Origin of the sequence: Sphingomonas faeni, from assembly GCF_003053745.1 — a bacterium.
GTDB lineage: Bacteria > Pseudomonadota > Alphaproteobacteria > Sphingomonadales > Sphingomonadaceae > Sphingomonas > Sphingomonas faeni.
The window spans coordinates 197,216-212,900 of sequence record NZ_QAYE01000001.1 but is presented as its reverse complement, the minus strand read 5'-3'; the positions used below and the strand labels follow the sequence as shown (position 1 = coordinate 212,900).

The following is a 15,685-nucleotide window of genomic DNA, read 5'->3' as shown; positions in this document are numbered from 1 at the left end:
AAATGCTCCCAGCGTCTGCACTTTGTGCACTTCCAGCATCGGAGCCGACCCGAAAGGCGGCCAGTACAACGACATAGCGACAAGTTGATCTCCATCACTCGACACCCCTTTTCGCGGAACGTAAGACGAACGAATGGCCCAACTCGACACCCGCGAAAAGCTCGAGATTCTCGCCGACGCGGCCAAATACGATGCCTCCTGCGCATCGTCCGGCACGACCAAGCGCAATTCGAAGGACGGCAAGGGGCTCGGCTCGACCGAAGGCATGGGCATCTGCCACGCCTATGCGCCCGACGGCCGCTGTATCTCGCTGCTCAAGATCCTGCTGACCAACAGCTGCATCTTCGACTGCCATTATTGCATCAACCGCAAGAGCTCGAACGTCCGCCGCGCCCGCTTTACGGCGAAGGAAGTCGTCGATCTCACCATCGCCTTCTACAAGCGCAATTATATCGAGGGGCTGTTCCTTTCGTCCGGCATCATCGCATCGTCGAACTACACGATGGAGCAAATGGTCGAGGTCGCGCGGAGTTTGCGCGAGGACCACCATTTCCGCGGCTACATCCACCTCAAGACGATCCCCGACGCCGATCCCGAACTCGTTCACCAAGCCGGGCTGTACGCCGACCGCGTCTCGATCAACGTCGAACTCCCGACCGCAAACGGCCTGAAGCGCCTTGCCCCGGAAAAGGACGGCGTCCGCATCGAGACCGCGATGGCGGAGGTGAAGGCCTCGATCATCGACGGCAAGGACGCCAAGGCCAAGTACAAGTCCGCGCCTCGCTACGCCCCCGCCGGCCAGTCGACCCAGATGATCGTCGGTGCAGACGCCGCGACCGACGGCGACATCGTCCGGAAGGCGTCGACCCTGTACGACCGCTTCGGCCTGCGCCGCGTCTATTATTCCGCGTTCAGCCCCATCCCCGATGCAAGCGCAGTGTTGCCACTCCAACGCCCGCCGCTGATGCGCGAGCACCGACTATATCAGTCCGACTGGCTGATGCGCTTCTACGAGTTCCAGCCGCACGAAGTCGTCGCCGCCGCCGACGACGCAACCGGCATGCTCCCGCTCGACATCGACCCCAAGCTCGCCTGGGCGCTCAAATTCCGCGGATCTTTCCCGGTAGACGTCAACCGCGCCCCCCGCGAAATGCTCCTCCGCGTCCCCGGACTCGGCGTAAAGGCAGTCAACGGCATCCTGACCAGCCGCCGCTGGCGCCGCCTGCATTTGGCGGACATCGCCCGCTTGACCGTGTCAGTCGCCAAGCTCCGCCCCTTTATCATCGCCGAAGACTGGCGCCCGGTGGTTCTGGCGGACAGAGCCGAACTCCGCCCCATCGTCGCCCCGAAACCCAAGCAAATGGAAATGTTCGCGTGACGCCGACGCATTCCTCCCTGTGCTGGGGAAGATTATGCGCGTCGTAACCCTTTCCGAACCCGACGACTTTGACGGCTGGCGCGACGCCGCGCGTGGCCTGATCGCCGAAGACGTCCCCCCCGACGACGTCGTCTGGCAAGTCGGCGACGAGCCGGTCGACCTGTTCGCAACCGTGGCGGAACCCGCCCCTGCCCCGCCCCCCGGCGCGTTCTCCGTACCCCGCGCCTTCATAGACCTAGCCCGCAGCGCCATCCTCGGCAGCGACCCAGAGCGGTTCGCCCTGCTCTACACGCTGCTTTTCCGCCTCCGCCGCGAACAAAAACTGATCGAGGACCGCGCCGATCCGCTCGTCCGCCGCCTCGACCGGATCGCCAAGGACGTCCGCCGCGACATCCACAAGATGCGCGCCTTCCTTCGCTTCCGCGAGGTCGAGGAAGACGGCGGAACCCGCTTCGTCGCGTGGTTCGAGCCCGACCACCACATCGTCCGCGCAAACGCTGCCTTCTTCGTCAACCGCTTCGCCAGCATGCGCTGGTCGATCCTGACGCCCGAAGTCTCGATCCACTGGGACGGCAAGGCGCTCACCGAAGGCCCCGGCGCGAGCAAGGCCGACGCGCCCGACGGCGATCCGACCGAGGAAGTCTGGAAGACCTATTACGCCAGCATCTTCAACCCAGCCCGCGTGAAGATCGGCGCGATGCTGAAGGAGATGCCGAAAAAATACTGGAAGAACATGCCCGAGACCGCGCTGGTGCCAGGCCTGCTGGCAGCAGCGCAAGCGAGAGAAAGTGGGATGATTGCGAAAGCGCGCGACAACGTCGGCGGCAACAGCATGATCGCATGGGAAGCGCTACGCGACGAGGCCGCCGGTTGCACCCGCTGCCCGCTCTACAAGCCCGCGACGCAAACCGTGTTCGGCGAAGGCCCAGTCGACGCCCCACTGATGTTCGTCGGCGAACAACCCGGCGACCAGGAGGATATCGCCGGACGCCCGTTCGTCGGCCCCGCCGGCCAGATGTTCGACAAGGCGATGGCAGAGGCGGGAGTCGACCGCTCGCGCGCCTACGTCACCAACGCAGTAAAACACTTCAAATTCGAACAACGCGGCAAACGACGCATCCACGCCAAGCCCGGCGCCGGCGAGATCGACGCCTGCCGCTGGTGGATCGAGCAGGAGCAGATGCTGATCAAGCCAAAGGTCACGGTGGCGCTAGGCGCCACCGCGGCCCGGTCGCTGTTCGGCAAGGTGATGACCATCGGCCGCGAGCGTGGACGGGCATTGCAGCTGCCGGATGGTGGGGAGGCCTGGATCACAGTGCATCCAAGTTACCTGCTGCGGCTGCCGGACCCAGCGCAGGCGGCAGAAGAATATGCGCGATTTGTCGAAGATTTGCGCGTCGTCGGCCGACGAATTGCTTGATCCTCGAAGGAGCAAATCGCACGCTCTTTTCCTCCGTCATCTTGATGAACGTCAGGATGACGAGCTCGTCAGTCGAATCGCTTCCTCACCCTCATTACATACTGTTCGGTTCTGGTCCCAGCCGGCCCGCAGGATCGTCGAGCGCTTCAATCGCGGCCATGTCCTCGTCATCCAGCGTAAGATCCAGCGCCGCGAAATTGTCCGCGAGATGCTCGGCATCCGACGCCTTCGGGATGACCGAAAAACCATTCGCCAAATGCCACGCCAGGATGACCTGCGCCGCACTCCGACCATGCTTGTCCGCGATCCGGACGATCGCCGCGTCCTGCAGCAACGTCTTGCCCTGCCCCAGCGGGCTCCAGCTCTGCGTCACGATGCCATGCGCTTCATGATACGCACGCTGCTCGCGCTGCTGGAAGTTCGGGTGGAGTTCGATCTGGTTGACCGCCGGGGTCACGCCGGTTGCGGCGACGATCGCATCGATATGCTCCGGCAGGAAGTTCGACACGCCGATCGACTTGGCCTTCCCGGCATCACGCAGCGCGATCATCGCCTTCCAGGCTTCTACATACTTATCCTGCTTCGGCACCGGCCAATGCATCAGGTACAGGTCGACCGATTCGACACCGAGCAGAGCAAGGCTCTCGTCCATTGCTGCCTCGGCATCGCCCTGCCGGTCGTTCCAGAGCTTGGTGGTCAGGAACGCGTCGGAGCCCTTGTAGCCGTCACCGACGCCGCGTTCGTTCTCGTAGATTGCGGCGGTGTCGACCAGCCGGAAGCCGATATCGAGCCCGGAGCGGACAATCGCCGCGGCCTGGCTGTCGGGGATCTGCCACGTGCCCATGCCGAGCTGGGGCATTGTGCGACCGTCGTTGAGTGTAAGATCTGTCATGCCGCAAACAGCGCACGACACGGCCCGCGGTTCCGATTGGCTCTTCCCTTCCGCGCCAGGTTCGCGCAATCGACCGACCCATGTTCGAAAAGATCCTGGCCGTGCTGGCCACCTTCACGATCGGCGTCATCTCGTCGGGTGGCTATGTCGGCATCGCGCTGCTCATGGCGATCGAAAGCGCGTGCATCCCGTTGCCGTCCGAGATCATCATGCCCTTCGCCGGCTATCTCGTCTCGACCGGGCGATTCGACCTGTATCTCGCCGCGACCGCGGGCGCGATCGGGTGCAATCTCGGTTCGATCGTAGCGTACGAGATCGGCAAGCGCGGCGGCCGGCCGATGGCCGAGCGCTGGGGCCGTTTCGTCCTGATCGGACCGGGCGAACTCGACGCGGCGGACCGGTTTTTCGCCCGCTGGGGCTCGATGGCGGTGCTGATCGGCCGCCTGCTTCCCGTCATTCGCTCGTTCATCGCCTTCCCCGCCGGCGTCGCGCGGATGAAGCTGGTGCCATTCCACGTCTATACGTTCATCGGATCATGGCCGTGGTGCTTCGGGCTGGCGTGGGTCGGCATGAAGCTCGGCGACAAATGGGACAGCGATCCACGCGTGAAGGCCGCGTTCCACAGCGCCGACCTGCTGATCGGCGTCGTCCTGATTGCACTCGTCGGCTTTTACATATGGCACCGGGTGCGCGGACTGAAGCGTCACTCGTAAGTCTCTCTGGGGTAACCTCGGCGTTTCGCCAGCACGCGCAGATCGTCATCGCGCGTTGGCATAAGCTGCGCCGTTCTCCGCTTCACTGCGGCGAGGATGTCCGCGTCGGCCTTCTCCGGCGAGCCGCTGTCGAACGGCGGCGCAGGATCATATTCCAGGCTTAGCTGTACCGCCTTCGCATGCGCCTCGCCCCGGATCATCGCGGCCAGCGTCAGCGCAAAGTCTATCCCGGCGGTGACACCGCCACCGGTCACCCGGTTGCGATCGACCACGGTCCGCGCATCGACCGGGATTGCGCCAAACAGCGGCAGCATCTCGCGCTGCGCCCAGTGACACCCTGCGCGATACCCTTCGAGCAACCCTGCCGCACCGAGGATCAGCGATCCGGTGCACACGCTCGTCACCCACGTCGCCTCGGCGCCGACCGTCTGGACCCACGCAATCGCCTCGTCGTCGGCGATCACGCCGTTGGTTCCGAAACCGCCGGGTACGCACAGGATGTCAGCGCGCGGGACGTCGGCGAAGGTCGCGGTCGGCAGGATCGAGAAGCCAGCGTCGGTCGGGACCGGGTCGAGCGTCTTCCATACGAGATCGAGCCGGGCGTTGCCGAGCCGCGACAGGACCTGCGCGGGGCCGGTCAGATCGAGCTGGGTCACGTTTGGAAATAGCAGGAAGGCGATGCTCAGCGATTCGGTCATGCCGTTGCTCCTTGTGACAGGCTCTCACGATCGAAAAACGCGACATCGCGCCGAATTGGCTTAACTCGCTGACAAACAACGCGAGTCCGGCACTGTGCAAGGAGCGCGCTCAACCGAAGTGCAGAAAGTGCAGACGCTGGTGCAGCATTTTCGTCGGCACCCGACGCACCGAAGGGGCGGTTTTAGCAAACGCGCTTCGGGTGGCTGCTGACGTCATTCGCGCATCATGCCACCGCCGCTGCCTGTAGGACAGTTACGTCTGGAACAGCGCGCGGGTGTCAAGCGAACAGCCAAGTCCCGAGCATGCGCCCGAACGGGAAGGTGAACACGCCCGCGATGAGCAGCGCGCCGGCGACCATGCCGCGCACGCTGGTGCGGTGCCGTGCAAGGTTGTGGGCGCGGGCCGACCACCAGATGATCGGGACCTGGACGAGCGTGAAGATCGACAGGAGGTGGATGATGCCGAAACCGCCCGTGCTGGTCCGGATGCCGAACGAGGCGAGCGCGGTGGCGAGCATCGCAACGACCCAGATCGTGCCTAGCGCGCGGTGCGGACGGTCGCCGCGTTTGCGTAGGAGCATGATGGGGGTGAAGGCGAGCGCGACGAGGATGGTGGCGAGGTGGAACCAGACGATCGTCGGGACCTCAGGCCAGTGCGGGCGGCCGCGGATCAGCGCGGTCAGGACGGCGGCGAGAGGAGGGTTGCGGCGTAGGCGAGGAGTTTCTCGTAACCGTCGGCAGCGATCGGTCGCAGACGGGTTTTTCGTTTTCCCAGTGTTAGTGCCATTCGTCCCCCCTTGTATGTCCCATGGGGACGGTACGGGGTGCGCTGCGCGGAAGCCAAGGGGCATTCGTGCCGCCGACCGCGCCGGGGTAAAAACGTGCTCCCCTCCCTGGAAGGGAGGGGTTGGGGGTGGGTTGGTTGAATTAGGCGACTGGCGTTCCCGCCTGCGGAAGCCGACCCACCCCCGCCCCTCCCTTTCACGGAGGGGGAGTAGGGCGATATCGCTTGCGATGGTTTTATGGGAGAACCGGGACTTCTGCAGCCCGCGTCTTGTTTTCCAGACGGGACTCGCGAACCCGCTGGCCGAAGCAACCGGTGGCGCCGCCTGCGCCGACCGCGGAGCAGCTGCCGATCGTGTTGACGCCCGACCCGGCGTCCATCGTGCCCTGCGCCTTGGTCGCCCAGCTTGCGTTCTCGGGGGTTACGACGAATTCGCGGAGTTCCTTGGGGACGCGGTATTGCTCCTGCGCACTGCGGCGGACGCAGACGACGATTTCCTCGCCGTTCTGATTGGTCGGGCAGCGTTCGTTGCCGAACAACGTGAGGACACCGTTGATGGGTGCACTGCGCGAGACTTCGCCGGGGGACGAAATCGGCTTCGACCTGCCAGTAGCGCCGGGCAGAGCCGGCGCCAGCGTCGGTCCCTTGGCGGGTATCTGGGCCAGCGTTGGCGGCGCTACGGGGCGAGCAGGTTGCGCCGTCTGCGCCACAGCGGGTCCGGCGACGAGCAACGCCGCCGCAAAAAGCATTTTCATACGCATCACTCCCACAATCCGTACTTCAGTCACTGGCCGTATCTCATTGTACCGGCCGCATCTCAGATCCGCTTGGCGGTCGCGATCGCAACCTTGCAGCCGAGCCGGATCGCGGCACTCAACACCGGATAGCCCGGCGTCTCTTCCGCCCCCGCAGCAATCGCGGTCGCCTTGTGCTCGAGTTCCTCGGCCTGGAAATCCAGGATCGCTGCCGATAGCTCCGGGTCGCTGGCGCCAAGCTGAACGAGCTGCTCTTCGTAATGCTTGTCGATCTCGGTCTCGACCGCGGCCGTGCACGCCATCGCAGCCCGCGGGCTGATTGCGGCCGTTACTGCGCCCAGCGCGAAACCTGCGACCTTCCAGATTGGCTGCAACACCGTCGGGCGCACGCGGCGCTCGACGATCATCTTGTCGAAGAACGCGCGGTGGCGTTCCTCCTGCTGCGCCATGTGGTGGATCGAGCGCGCAGCCGGGTGTCGATCGCCGAGCACCGCAAGCTGGCCCGCATAGATGCGGATCGCGCCGTATTCGCCGGCCTGATCGACGCGGATCATCGAATTCGTCGCCCGCTTGGCGTCTCCTGGCTTCCAGCCGCTCATCTCGTCTTCCTCATGAGTGCGAATATGGTGAACGCACCGACGAGGGAAAAGATCGCGTTGAACCCGGCGAGCGAAATCCCGAGCAGCTTCCACTGCGGCGAATCGCAGCGCACCATCGGCGCGTTCATGATCGCGGCGAGGCGCTCGGCGGCGGTCGTACCGGCCATCGACACGGTCGTGGTGCAGGCGGTAAAGCCGTTCCACCAATGATATTCGACACCGGCATGCGCGACGCCGATCAGCCCGCTAAGACCGATCAACAGCCCGGCAATGATCACCAGCGAAGCCCGCAGCGAACGGCCGGGGACGAAAAACGCCGCGCCCGCGATCAGCACCGCGGAATAATGCGGCCAGCGCTGCCAATGGCACATCTCGCATGGGTACAGCCCGCCAAGATATTGCGAGCCGAGCGCGCCGAGCAGCAGGAACGCCGGCAGCAGCAGTGCGATGGCGCGCGCGATCTCTTCGTTCTTGGTCATGCCAAGCCCACGACGCACGCTCACTTAGTGGGCGCCTTGGTGGTGTCCGTGGGATCGGGCTTGATCGGGCGCGGCTTGGTCGCGGCGGCGACTTGCGTTGCCCCGCCAAGGCGCGCGACCGTCTTCAGCGCATAGTAGAGCTGGAAGTCGTCGATCCCCTGTTTTTTCAACTGGTCGGGGGTCTGCGAGAAGCGCGGATCGGTCTTGGTATCCTCCTCGAGCACCGCGTTGTCCGCCTTCACCTCGTTGATCAAATGCTTGCGCAGGTCGGCCTCGCGGAACACCGGGCGGGACTTGTAGTCGGGATCGGTGAGTTGCGGCACCTTGATGTCGGGCTCGATCCCGCCCTCCTGCACCGAGCGGCCGGACGGCGTGAAGTAGCGCGCAGTCGTCAGGCGGAGAGCGGTCTGGGGCCCGAGCGGGAGCACGGTCTGGACCGAGCCCTTGCCGAAGCTGCGCTCGCCCATGATCAGCGCGCGGTGGTGGTCCTGGAGCGCGCCGGCGACGATCTCAGACGCCGACGCAGTGCCGGGATCGGTGAGGACGACGACCGGCAGGCCGTGCGCGTCGTCGCCGGGCTTGGCGTAATAGCGCTCAATATCGGTCTTTTCGCGACCGCGCTGCGAGACAATCTCGCCATGATCGAGGAACGCGTCGCTGACTTCGATCGCCTGCGTCAGCAGCCCGCCGCCATTCTCGCGGAGGTCGACGACATAGCCGAGCGGACGATGCCCGAGCGACTTGTCGATCGCCATGATCGCTGCGCGGGTATCGGCGCCGGTGTTCTCGCTGAAGGTGTTGATGTTGATATAGCCGACGTCGCCGCGGACTTCCCATTTCACCGGCTTCTGGACGATGATCTCGCGCATCATCGTCACCTCGAGCGGCTTGTCGCGGCCCGGGCGGACGAGGCCGAGCGTGATCTTGCTGCCGGGCTTGCCGCGCATCTTGCCGACCGCCTCGTCGAGCGAATCGCCGTAGATCAGCTTGCCGTCGATATGCGTGATGTAATCGCCGGATTTCACACCCGCGCGGGCCGCCGGAGAATCTTCCTGAGGGGCGACGACCTTGATCGCGCCGTCCTCCATCTGCACCGTGAGGCCGAGGCCGCCGTAATTGCCTTCGGTCATGATCCGGAGGTTTTCGTAGTCGAGCGCGTCGACATAACTGGAGTGCGGATCGAGGCTGGCGAGCATGCCCTGGATCGCGCCCTTGATCAGCGTCTTGTCATCGACCTTGTCAACATATTCCGCCTTCGCGCGGTTGAAGACGTCGAGGAACTGGTCGAACTCGCGGTACGTGTCGGTATCGACTGCCGCCATCGCGGAGGTGGCCAATGGGATCAGCGTCAGCGCGCCGACGATCGCAGTCGCGGCAAGGAACGGGGTACGCAGTATAGGACGAGGCATCGATGGTCCTGCAACCTGAGAAATGACGTGTCGTACGGTCGTGACGGCGTAGCGTAGCGGAACGCTGGCGGCAACGCGCGCGCGGAGTGAGGGCGCTTGGGGGTTAATTGGGGCTGACTGGGGGCTTGGTCGTTAACGATCGCGTATTGGACCGATCCTCCCCCGCAAGGGGGCGGTGGCGCCGAAGGTGACGGAGGGGGAGGACACGGAACAGCGGTCGCCTCTTCCTCCCCCCTCCGTCCGGCAAGCGCCGGCCACCTCCCCCTGGCGGGGAGGATTGAAACCAGGCGACCATCAGGTTGGCCGATCAGCCCGATCCTATCAACGCGGCGACGTCGACAGACCGGCCCCGGCGGCGGAGTTCGACGGTGATGTGGGGGTCTTCGCTGGGGGCGGTGCCGATCGTTGTGCCCATCGTGACGCGGTTGCCGGGTTTTGCGATCGTCGAGGCAAGGCCGGTGACCAGGGTGGTCCAGCCGTCGGCGTGATCGATGATGACAATCGTCCCATAATCGCGGAAACGACGCGCGTAGCGGACCGTGCCAGCCGCAGGTGCGACAACGCGCGCGCGAGGGGCGGTGGCGAAGGTCAGGCCGCGCGATCGGACGCCCGAGTCCGAGACTTCTTCGAAACCGGTGACGAGCTTGCCCGCTACCGGTGTGCGGTACACGCCGCTCGGTGGTGCGGGGGGCGGTGTGCCGGGCGCGATCGGGCGGGGGATCGGACCGGCGAGGGCGATCAGGCTGGCCGCGGTCGCCTTGGCGTTGGTGGTGGCCACCATGCCATCGACGAGATCCCGCGCGCGTTCGCCGAGCGCCAGCGCGCGATCGGACTCGCTTAGCGCACCGCGGCCAAGCGACTGGCTGCGCTGGCGATGGCGCGCTTCGAGGGTGGCCAGCGCGATGCGGTCGCTCTCGAGGCGCGCGCGACCGTCCGCGAGCGCCTTGGCGGCTAGCGTGGCACTGGCTTGCAGGCGACGCGTCTCGGCGAGCTCGATCCGGATGGCTTCGGTGCGCTGGCGGACCACGGGAAGCGCGCTGCCAAGCAGCGCGCGGACGTGGACGAGGTCGTCGACCGACCCCGGCTGCGCGACGGCTACGATCGTCGGGCGGCGGGCGAGTGATTCCAACGCTGCGAGGAGCCGGGCGACGGGGGCTTGCGCGCGACCGAGCTTGGCGCGTTGATCGGACAGCAGGCGCTCGACTAGCGTTACGCGGGCACTAGCAGTGGCGAGGTTCGCTTCGGCGGCCGTCACGCGGGCAGCTAAAGCCTGTTCTTCACGGCGCGCCTTGTCGGCGGCGTTGCGCTCTTGGGTGGCAGCAGCGGCGAGTTCAGCAGCACGGCGAGCCGCGATCGCGGCATCGCGTTTGGCGGCGACCAGACGCGCCTGCTCGCTCGCGACCTCAGCCGTGTCGTTGGTCTGCGCGGTCACGCCGCCCGCCACCGCGAGCAGCGCCGCGACCGCCAGGCCCCTCCCCATCCTCATGCATCACCCTTCGCGGTGATAGGGGTGGTTGGCAAGGATGCTGGTGGCGCGGAAGAGTTGCTCGGCAAGCATCGCGCGCGCCAGCAGATGCGGCCAGGTCGCGCGGCCGAACGAGAAGAGCAGGTCAGCCTCGTCGCGCGCCGCGTCGTCGAAGCCGTCGGCGGCGCCGATCATGAACCGCGCCTCGCGCACGCCGTCGTCGCGCCACCGTTCGAGCTTTTGCGCGAACTGCGTCGAGGACAGCGTTTCGCCCTTCTCGTCGAGCAGGATGCGTTTGGTCTGCTCGCCGACCAGCGGGATCTTGCCGCCGGTGTCGGGGAGCTCGCTGACCTTGGTCGGCCAGACGATCCGCTTCAGATAGCGGTCGACGAGCTCGGCTTCGGGCGAACGCCCGATCCGACCGCGAGCGACGATGTGGAGCAGCATCGCCGCCTCGAAGTCGGTTCAGTCTTCGTCGGTGAAGGTCGGTACGGGTGGCGGCGCCGGTGCGTCGCCGAATGCCCACATCCGCTCCAGATTGTAAAAGCTGCGGACTTCGGGGCGGAACAGGTGGACGATGACGTCGGTCGCATCGATCAGCACCCAGTCGGCGGTCGGCAGGCCTTCGATTTTCACCGGACGCTTGAACTCGGCCTTGATCCGCTCGGCCAGCTTCTGCGCCATCGAGGCGACCTGGCGGGTCGAACGACCGCTGGCGATCACCATGTAATCAGCGATGCTGGTCTTGCCCGCGAGCGGGATCGAGATGGTCTCGACCGCCTGGTCGTCGTCGAGCGACGCGAGGATCAGGCGATGCAGCGCCTCAACCTCTTCGGGGTCGGTCGCGCGAGGGGCAGTAGGGGAAGTGGCCAAGTCAGCTCCTGGGTAAGACTACCGAGCCAGCAACGTGCTGGGCCCAGTCGGGATTTTCGGCGCGCAGGCCGGTTGCGGAGGTCGGGTCGGGTCGGAAGCGCAACAGCACGAGGGCCGGCAATCTCCACGTCGTCCAGCTCTTCGCATGGTCTGTGCGCCGTTGGAAGCGCCGCAGCCAACCCATCGCGGGGGCCGCGAGGGCGCGCCCGTCATATCCCGGACGCGCGATTACCGCAATCGGAACCTCGCGGGCGATCTGCCGCCAGTTCTTCCACCGATGGAAGTCGGCGAGATTGTCCGCGCCCATCAGCCAGATGAACCGGATCTTGGGGTAGCGGCGCTTGAGCTTGCGGATCGTGTCGAGCGTGTAACGGGTGTGGAGCCGCGCCTCGATATCGGTCGCGCGGATCGGCGCACGGCGGGCCATTTTTCGCGCCGAGGCGAGACGCGCGGCGAGCGGCGCCATGTCGTTCGCCGCGTCCTTGAGCGGGTTGCCGGGAGATACCAGCCACCACGCCTCGTCGAGCGCAAGCGCGTCGATCGCCGCGAGCGTGATGCCGCGGTGGCCACGGTGCGCGGGATTGAACGACCCACCGAGGATGCCGACGTTGGTCACAGGAACTGCTGTCGGTCACGCGCGACGTGAATGACGCGGACGATGAACAGGTCACCGTCCGCCAACCGATAGAGCAAGATGTAAGGCGTACCTGCGACCCGCCATTTACGCAGCCGGGTATTTGGCACCGCCGGCCCCGCGCCCGGGTAGTCCGCCAGAAATCTGGCTGCGTTTATCGCTGAGGTGCCAACCCGGCTCGCGGTATTCGGATCGATCTTGTCGAATTCGTCATCGATTGTCGCAACATCGGCCTGCGCGTCGCGCGACCATCTCACGCCCCTCATGCAGCGTTGGCGGTCTTATGCCGTTGCGCAAACCAGGCTTCCATTTCCTCCTGCGTGAGATAATCGCCCCGCGCGATCGAGTCCTCGCCGGCCTGAACGAAGTCCAGAAATTCGAGTTCCTCATCGACGCGACGCGCGATAGCTTCGGCGGCGATGGTACTAGCGTCGACGCCACGGCGCTGCGCCAGTGTCGCGAGTTTGTCGGCAACGCCGGGCTCGATCGCGATCATCAAGGTCGATGCGTTCGTCATGTCGCGAACATGCGCTTTCCACCTCTTACAATCAACCGCGCACCTGGCCGGTGCCGCGGCCGATCCATTTGTAGGTGGTGAGGCCTTCGAGCGCGACCGGGCCCCTGGCGTGGAGGCGACCGGTGGCGATACCGATCTCCGCGCCGAGACCGAACTCGCCGCCGTCGGCGAACTGGGTAGAAGCGTTCCAGAGAACGATCGCGCTGTCGACTGAGGTCAGAAAACGCTCGGCGACGGCGGCGTCTTCGGCGACGATCGCATCGGTGTGGTGCGAGCCGTGGCGGGCAATATGCGCTACCGCGCCTTCGAGTCCGTCGACGATCGCGACCGAGGCGATCGCGTCGAGATATTCTGTGTCCCAGTCGATTGCAGCGGCGGCAGCGATCTCTGGAACAATGGCGTGCGCGCCAGCATCGCCGCGTACTTCGCAGCCCATTGCAGCGAGACTTCGGATTAGGTTGGCCGCGTCCGCATAATCGCGGTCGATCAGCAGCGTCTCCATGGACCCGCAGACGCCCGTGCGGCGCATCTTCGCATCGACGACGACAACCCTCGCCATCGCGGCATCGGCCGACGAATGCACGAAGACATGGTTGATGCCGTCGAGATGCGCGAGGACGGGCACGCGCGCTTCGGCCTGAACGCGCGCGACGAGACTCTTGCCGCCGCGGGGGATGATCAGGTCGATCACCCCGTCAGCCTTCAGCATCGCGCCGACCGCCGCGCGATCGGTGGTCGGCACGAGCTGGACCGCGTCGACGGGCATACCGCCCGCCTTCAGCCCGGCGACCAGTGCCGCGTGGATCGCGCGATTGCTCTTCACGGCTTCAGACCCACCGCGCAGGATCGCCGCGTTGCCGGCCATCACGCATAGCGCTGCGGCATCCGCCGTGACGTTGGGACGGCTCTCGTAGATGATGCCGATGACGCCAATCGGCACGCGGACGCGTGAGAGCTTCAGGCCGTTCGGACGCTCGCTGGCGTCGATCACCTGCCCAACCGGATCCGCCAGCGCTGCCACGGCCGCGACACCGTCAGCCATCGCCGCTACACGCGCTTCATCAAGCCGCAACCGATCGAGCAGCGCACCCGACAGACCGGCCTCGCTCGCGCGCGTCATGTCCTCAACGTTCGCCGCAACGATCTCAGCAGATGCCGCCCGGATCGACTCCGCCGCCAATGCAAGCGCCGCGGCTTTAAGCGCCGGCGGCATCGCTGCTAGCACCAGCGCGGCAGAGCGCGCGCGCGCGCCCATTTCGGCGATCATTTCGGTCGGATTTTCTGCGTCGGCCATGGTCAACGCGGTACCATGCGAAGCCCCTCGCGCCAACGTCGCGAACTCGTTACGCTGCCGATATTGCAGGGGGACGCATGACTGGGGATATCGGAGCAGCGGCGGATATCGCGACGGGTACACTTGTCGGACGCATGTTCGAACCAAAGGCGGGGGAAGCGCATGGCACGCATACCGGCCACGGTGCGGAGGGCGCGCTATGCCTGAATTGCGGGACACGGCTACTGGGCGAGCATTGTCACGCCTGCGGCCAATCGGCGCACGTCCATCGGTCGCTCGGCGGGATCGGGCATGAGATCGCGCACGGGGTTTTCCATTTCGAAGGCAAGATATGGCGGACCTTGCCGCTGCTGGTGCTGCATCCGGGGGCGCTCACGCGGCGGTACGTCAATGGCGAGCGGGCGCGGTTCGTGTCGCCGCTGGCGCTGTTCCTGTTCACCGTCTTCCTGATGTTCGCGACGATCGGCGCGGTCGGTGGCGAAATGACGAAGGACTTCATCCGGGACGAGCGCACCGGCAAGACCTCCGACTATGCCCGCGAGGCCGCCAGGACTCGCGTCGCGTTGAATAAAGTCGAGGCGCAGCAGGAGGTTGCGAAGCGTGCGCCCGCTAAATATTCGGGAGAACAGCTTGCCACTCTCGATCGGCAGGCGAGCGCGCTGCGTACCACTGTCCGTGCGCTCGGGGTAGCCGCGGATATGCAGAATGGCGGGGCCAACGGTACGCTGGTTGACCTGGGCGACTTCAAGACCGGTTGGGAACGACTCGACCACGGGATCGCCAAGGCGAACGGCAATCCGGGCCTCATGTTCTACAAGCTGCAGACCAGCGCGTACAAATACAGCTGGGGCCTGATTCCGTTATCCGTGCCGTTCATGGCGCTACTTTTCCTCTGGCGACGCCGACATCACCTCTACGACCACGCTATCTTCGTGACCTATTCGCTGGCATTCATGATGCTGCTGACGATCGTGTTGATCATCGCGGGCGTGATCGGCGTCGCGGAGGGCTGGATCGTGATGGCGGCGATGTGCGTGCCGCCGGTCCATATGTTCGCGCAGCTTCGTGGGGCTTACGAGTTGCGGAAGTGGTCGGCGGCTTGGCGGACGGTGGCGCTGTTGACGTTCGCGTTCACGGTTTTGCTGGCGTTTATCGTGCTGCTGTTGCTGCATGGTTTGACGGACTGAGCGCGACTAATGAGCAGCCCCACATCGGGTTCGCGTTGAGCAAGATCGAAACGCCTGCGTGCGGGACATGCCCTTCGACTTCGCTCAGGACGAACGGAGAAAGGGGGATACCCTCAGCATCTCCACACTCTCGATACCCCCAAAATCTGACATTCAGAATATTCTCAGCGGCAGGGGTAGAGGTTCGCCAGGACGCGGGCGTAGCCGTCCTTGAGGGGGCGCTTCTGGTAGCTGGCGGGGAGTTCGTTCAAGCCGTCGAGCATGTCCATGATGCCGACCGACTCGCCTTCCGGAACGCAGGCGATCGGTGGCTTGCCGGCGGCGGCGCGGGCGGCGCGTTCTGCCTTCAACTGATTGGTCGCAGCCTTTGCTTCGGCCTTCAGCGCGGGGAGGTCGGGGGACATCAGTGCCATCGGGCCCTGGTCACGCAGCGCGTTAGCGCGGGCCAGGAAGGTGCCGACCGTCATCGCCGCGCTTGCCGGCATTGCCGCGCCGACCATGAGTAGCGCTGCGACTACAGCCTTGGAACGCGAATACGACATGGGCGGCCTTTCCGAGAAAAGACCGCCCATAGAGCTACTTAGGTGA

19 protein-coding genes are annotated in these 15,685 nt (G+C 65.4%); 4 read left to right on the top strand and 15 right to left on the bottom strand.

Annotated elements, in window-relative coordinates; all coding sequences use genetic code 11:
• The first annotated feature begins 133 nt into the window (after positions 1–133).
• Positions 134–1,378: a putative DNA modification/repair radical SAM protein gene (locus C8J25_RS01040; protein WP_107951904.1), complete on the top strand. Its 1,245-nt coding sequence runs from the start codon at positions 134–136 to the stop codon at positions 1,376–1,378.
• Between the two features lie 34 nt (positions 1,379–1,412).
• On the top strand, positions 1,413–2,798 hold the full coding sequence (locus tag C8J25_RS01035; protein WP_107951903.1) for a UdgX family uracil-DNA binding protein: 1,386 nt from the start codon (positions 1,413–1,415) through the stop codon (positions 2,796–2,798).
• A 94-nt stretch (positions 2,799–2,892) separates the two neighbouring features.
• Here the strand turns inward: C8J25_RS01035 and C8J25_RS01030 are convergent, their stop codons facing one another.
• Positions 2,893–3,690, bottom strand: coding sequence for an aldo/keto reductase (locus C8J25_RS01030; RefSeq protein ID WP_107951902.1), 798 nt, complete (start codon positions 3,688–3,690; stop codon positions 2,893–2,895).
• A gap of 80 nt (positions 3,691–3,770) precedes the next feature.
• Here C8J25_RS01030 and C8J25_RS01025 point away from each other — a divergent pair, with 80 nt between their 5' ends.
• Positions 3,771–4,403 carry a DedA family protein gene (locus tag C8J25_RS01025; RefSeq protein ID WP_107951901.1) on the top strand — a complete coding sequence of 211 codons (633 nt, stop codon included), beginning with the start codon at positions 3,771–3,773 and terminating at the stop codon, positions 4,401–4,403.
• On the opposite strand, the gene C8J25_RS01020 is transcribed toward C8J25_RS01025, so the two are convergent.
• The 13 genes from C8J25_RS01020 to C8J25_RS00960 all read right to left on the bottom strand — a co-directional run bounded on the left by C8J25_RS01020 (position 4,394) and on the right by C8J25_RS00960 (position 13,910).
• A complete protein-coding gene (locus C8J25_RS01020; protein ID WP_107951900.1) occupies positions 4,394–5,101 on the bottom strand; it encodes a DJ-1/PfpI family protein in 708 nt (235 codons plus the stop codon). The genes C8J25_RS01025 and C8J25_RS01020 overlap by 10 nt on opposite strands.
• A gap of 278 nt (positions 5,102–5,379) precedes the next feature.
• On the bottom strand, positions 5,380–5,682 hold the full coding sequence (locus C8J25_RS21000; RefSeq protein ID WP_244186642.1) for a DUF2306 domain-containing protein: 303 nt from the start codon (positions 5,680–5,682) through the stop codon (positions 5,380–5,382).
• Between the two features lie 439 nt (positions 5,683–6,121).
• Positions 6,122–6,640, bottom strand: a complete 519-nt coding sequence (locus C8J25_RS01010) for a hypothetical protein (protein WP_107951899.1) — start codon at positions 6,638–6,640, stop codon at positions 6,122–6,124.
• A gap of 62 nt (positions 6,641–6,702) precedes the next feature.
• Positions 6,703–7,239 carry a demethoxyubiquinone hydroxylase family protein gene (locus tag C8J25_RS01005; protein WP_107951898.1) on the bottom strand — a complete coding sequence of 179 codons (537 nt, stop codon included), beginning with the start codon at positions 7,237–7,239 and terminating at the stop codon, positions 6,703–6,705.
• Positions 7,236–7,718, bottom strand: a complete 483-nt coding sequence (locus C8J25_RS01000; RefSeq protein ID WP_056061213.1) for a disulfide bond formation protein B — start codon at positions 7,716–7,718, stop codon at positions 7,236–7,238. Before C8J25_RS01000 ends, C8J25_RS01005 begins: the two co-directional genes overlap by 4 nt.
• A gap of 20 nt (positions 7,719–7,738) precedes the next feature.
• Positions 7,739–9,127, bottom strand: a complete 1,389-nt coding sequence (locus C8J25_RS00995) for a S41 family peptidase (RefSeq protein ID WP_107951897.1) — start codon at positions 9,125–9,127, stop codon at positions 7,739–7,741.
• 307 nt (positions 9,128–9,434) lie between these two features.
• Complete coding sequence (locus tag C8J25_RS00990; RefSeq protein ID WP_244186641.1) at positions 9,435–10,613, bottom strand: murein hydrolase activator EnvC family protein; 1,179 nt, start codon at positions 10,611–10,613, stop codon at positions 9,435–9,437.
• A gap of 3 nt (positions 10,614–10,616) precedes the next feature.
• Positions 10,617–11,039, bottom strand: a complete 423-nt coding sequence (locus C8J25_RS00985; protein WP_056061222.1) for a 23S rRNA (pseudouridine(1915)-N(3))-methyltransferase RlmH — start codon at positions 11,037–11,039, stop codon at positions 10,617–10,619.
• A gap of 18 nt (positions 11,040–11,057) precedes the next feature.
• The gene (gene rsfS, locus C8J25_RS00980; protein WP_056061225.1) at positions 11,058–11,465 is read right to left on the bottom strand and encodes a ribosome silencing factor; all 408 of its coding nucleotides are present in this window, start codon (positions 11,463–11,465) and stop codon (positions 11,058–11,060) included.
• 1 nt (position 11,466) lies between these two features.
• The gene (locus tag C8J25_RS00975; protein ID WP_107951895.1) at positions 11,467–12,081 is read right to left on the bottom strand and encodes a nicotinate-nucleotide adenylyltransferase; all 615 of its coding nucleotides are present in this window, start codon (positions 12,079–12,081) and stop codon (positions 11,467–11,469) included.
• Positions 12,078–12,365: a type II toxin-antitoxin system RelE/ParE family toxin gene (locus tag C8J25_RS00970; protein ID WP_107951894.1), complete on the bottom strand. Its 288-nt coding sequence runs from the start codon at positions 12,363–12,365 to the stop codon at positions 12,078–12,080. Before C8J25_RS00970 ends, C8J25_RS00975 begins: the two co-directional genes overlap by 4 nt.
• Positions 12,362–12,595 (bottom strand): CopG family ribbon-helix-helix protein, encoded by a 234-nt coding sequence (locus tag C8J25_RS00965; protein WP_146173255.1) that lies wholly within the window; start codon positions 12,593–12,595, stop codon positions 12,362–12,364. Before C8J25_RS00965 ends, C8J25_RS00970 begins: the two co-directional genes overlap by 4 nt.
• A 52-nt stretch (positions 12,596–12,647) precedes the next feature.
• Complete coding sequence (locus C8J25_RS00960; protein ID WP_107951892.1) at positions 12,648–13,910, bottom strand: glutamate-5-semialdehyde dehydrogenase; 1,263 nt, start codon at positions 13,908–13,910, stop codon at positions 12,648–12,650.
• A gap of 77 nt (positions 13,911–13,987) precedes the next feature.
• Here C8J25_RS00960 and C8J25_RS00955 point away from each other — a divergent pair, with 77 nt between their 5' ends.
• Positions 13,988–15,097, top strand: a complete 1,110-nt coding sequence (locus C8J25_RS00955) for a DUF3667 domain-containing protein (RefSeq protein ID WP_107951891.1) — start codon at positions 13,988–13,990, stop codon at positions 15,095–15,097.
• Between the two features lie 164 nt (positions 15,098–15,261).
• Here C8J25_RS00955 and C8J25_RS00950 read toward each other — a convergent pair whose 3' ends face one another.
• Complete coding sequence (locus C8J25_RS00950; RefSeq protein ID WP_235518258.1) at positions 15,262–15,639, bottom strand: hypothetical protein; 378 nt, start codon at positions 15,637–15,639, stop codon at positions 15,262–15,264.
• Positions 15,640–15,685: the final 46 nt, after the last annotated feature.

Bases quoted from the DNA above. Each gene is read 5' to 3' on its own strand.
- C8J25_RS01040 (WP_107951904.1), top strand. From the start codon at position 134: ATGGCCCAACTCGACACCCGCGAAAAGCTCGAGATTCTCGCCGACGCG.
- C8J25_RS01035 (WP_107951903.1), top strand. From the start codon at position 1,413: ATGCGCGTCGTAACCCTTTCCGAACCCGACGACTTTGACGGCTGGCGC.
- C8J25_RS01030 (WP_107951902.1), bottom strand. From the start codon at position 3,690: ATGACAGATCTTACACTCAACGACGGTCGCACAATGCCCCAGCTCGGC.
- C8J25_RS01025 (WP_107951901.1), top strand. From the start codon at position 3,771: ATGTTCGAAAAGATCCTGGCCGTGCTGGCCACCTTCACGATCGGCGTC.
- C8J25_RS01020 (WP_107951900.1), bottom strand. From the start codon at position 5,101: ATGACCGAATCGCTGAGCATCGCCTTCCTGCTATTTCCAAACGTGACC.
- C8J25_RS21000 (WP_244186642.1), bottom strand. From the start codon at position 5,682: ATGCTCCTACGCAAACGCGGCGACCGTCCGCACCGCGCGCTAGGCACG.
- C8J25_RS01010 (WP_107951899.1), bottom strand. From the start codon at position 6,640: ATGAAAATGCTTTTTGCGGCGGCGTTGCTCGTCGCCGGACCCGCTGTG.
- C8J25_RS01005 (WP_107951898.1), bottom strand. From the start codon at position 7,239: ATGAGCGGCTGGAAGCCAGGAGACGCCAAGCGGGCGACGAATTCGATG.
- C8J25_RS01000 (WP_056061213.1), bottom strand. From the start codon at position 7,718: ATGACCAAGAACGAAGAGATCGCGCGCGCCATCGCACTGCTGCTGCCG.
- C8J25_RS00995 (WP_107951897.1), bottom strand. From the start codon at position 9,127: ATGCCTCGTCCTATACTGCGTACCCCGTTCCTTGCCGCGACTGCGATC.
- C8J25_RS00990 (WP_244186641.1), bottom strand. From the start codon at position 10,613: ATGAGGATGGGGAGGGGCCTGGCGGTCGCGGCGCTGCTCGCGGTGGCG.
- C8J25_RS00985 (WP_056061222.1), bottom strand. From the start codon at position 11,039: ATGCTGCTCCACATCGTCGCTCGCGGTCGGATCGGGCGTTCGCCCGAA.
- C8J25_RS00970 (WP_107951894.1), bottom strand. From the start codon at position 12,365: ATGAGGGGCGTGAGATGGTCGCGCGACGCGCAGGCCGATGTTGCGACA.
- C8J25_RS00965 (WP_146173255.1), bottom strand. From the start codon at position 12,595: ATGATCGCGATCGAGCCCGGCGTTGCCGACAAACTCGCGACACTGGCG.
- C8J25_RS00960 (WP_107951892.1), bottom strand. From the start codon at position 13,910: ATGGCCGACGCAGAAAATCCGACCGAAATGATCGCCGAAATGGGCGCG.
- C8J25_RS00955 (WP_107951891.1), top strand. From the start codon at position 13,988: ATGACTGGGGATATCGGAGCAGCGGCGGATATCGCGACGGGTACACTT.
- C8J25_RS00950 (WP_235518258.1), bottom strand. From the start codon at position 15,639: ATGTCGTATTCGCGTTCCAAGGCTGTAGTCGCAGCGCTACTCATGGTC.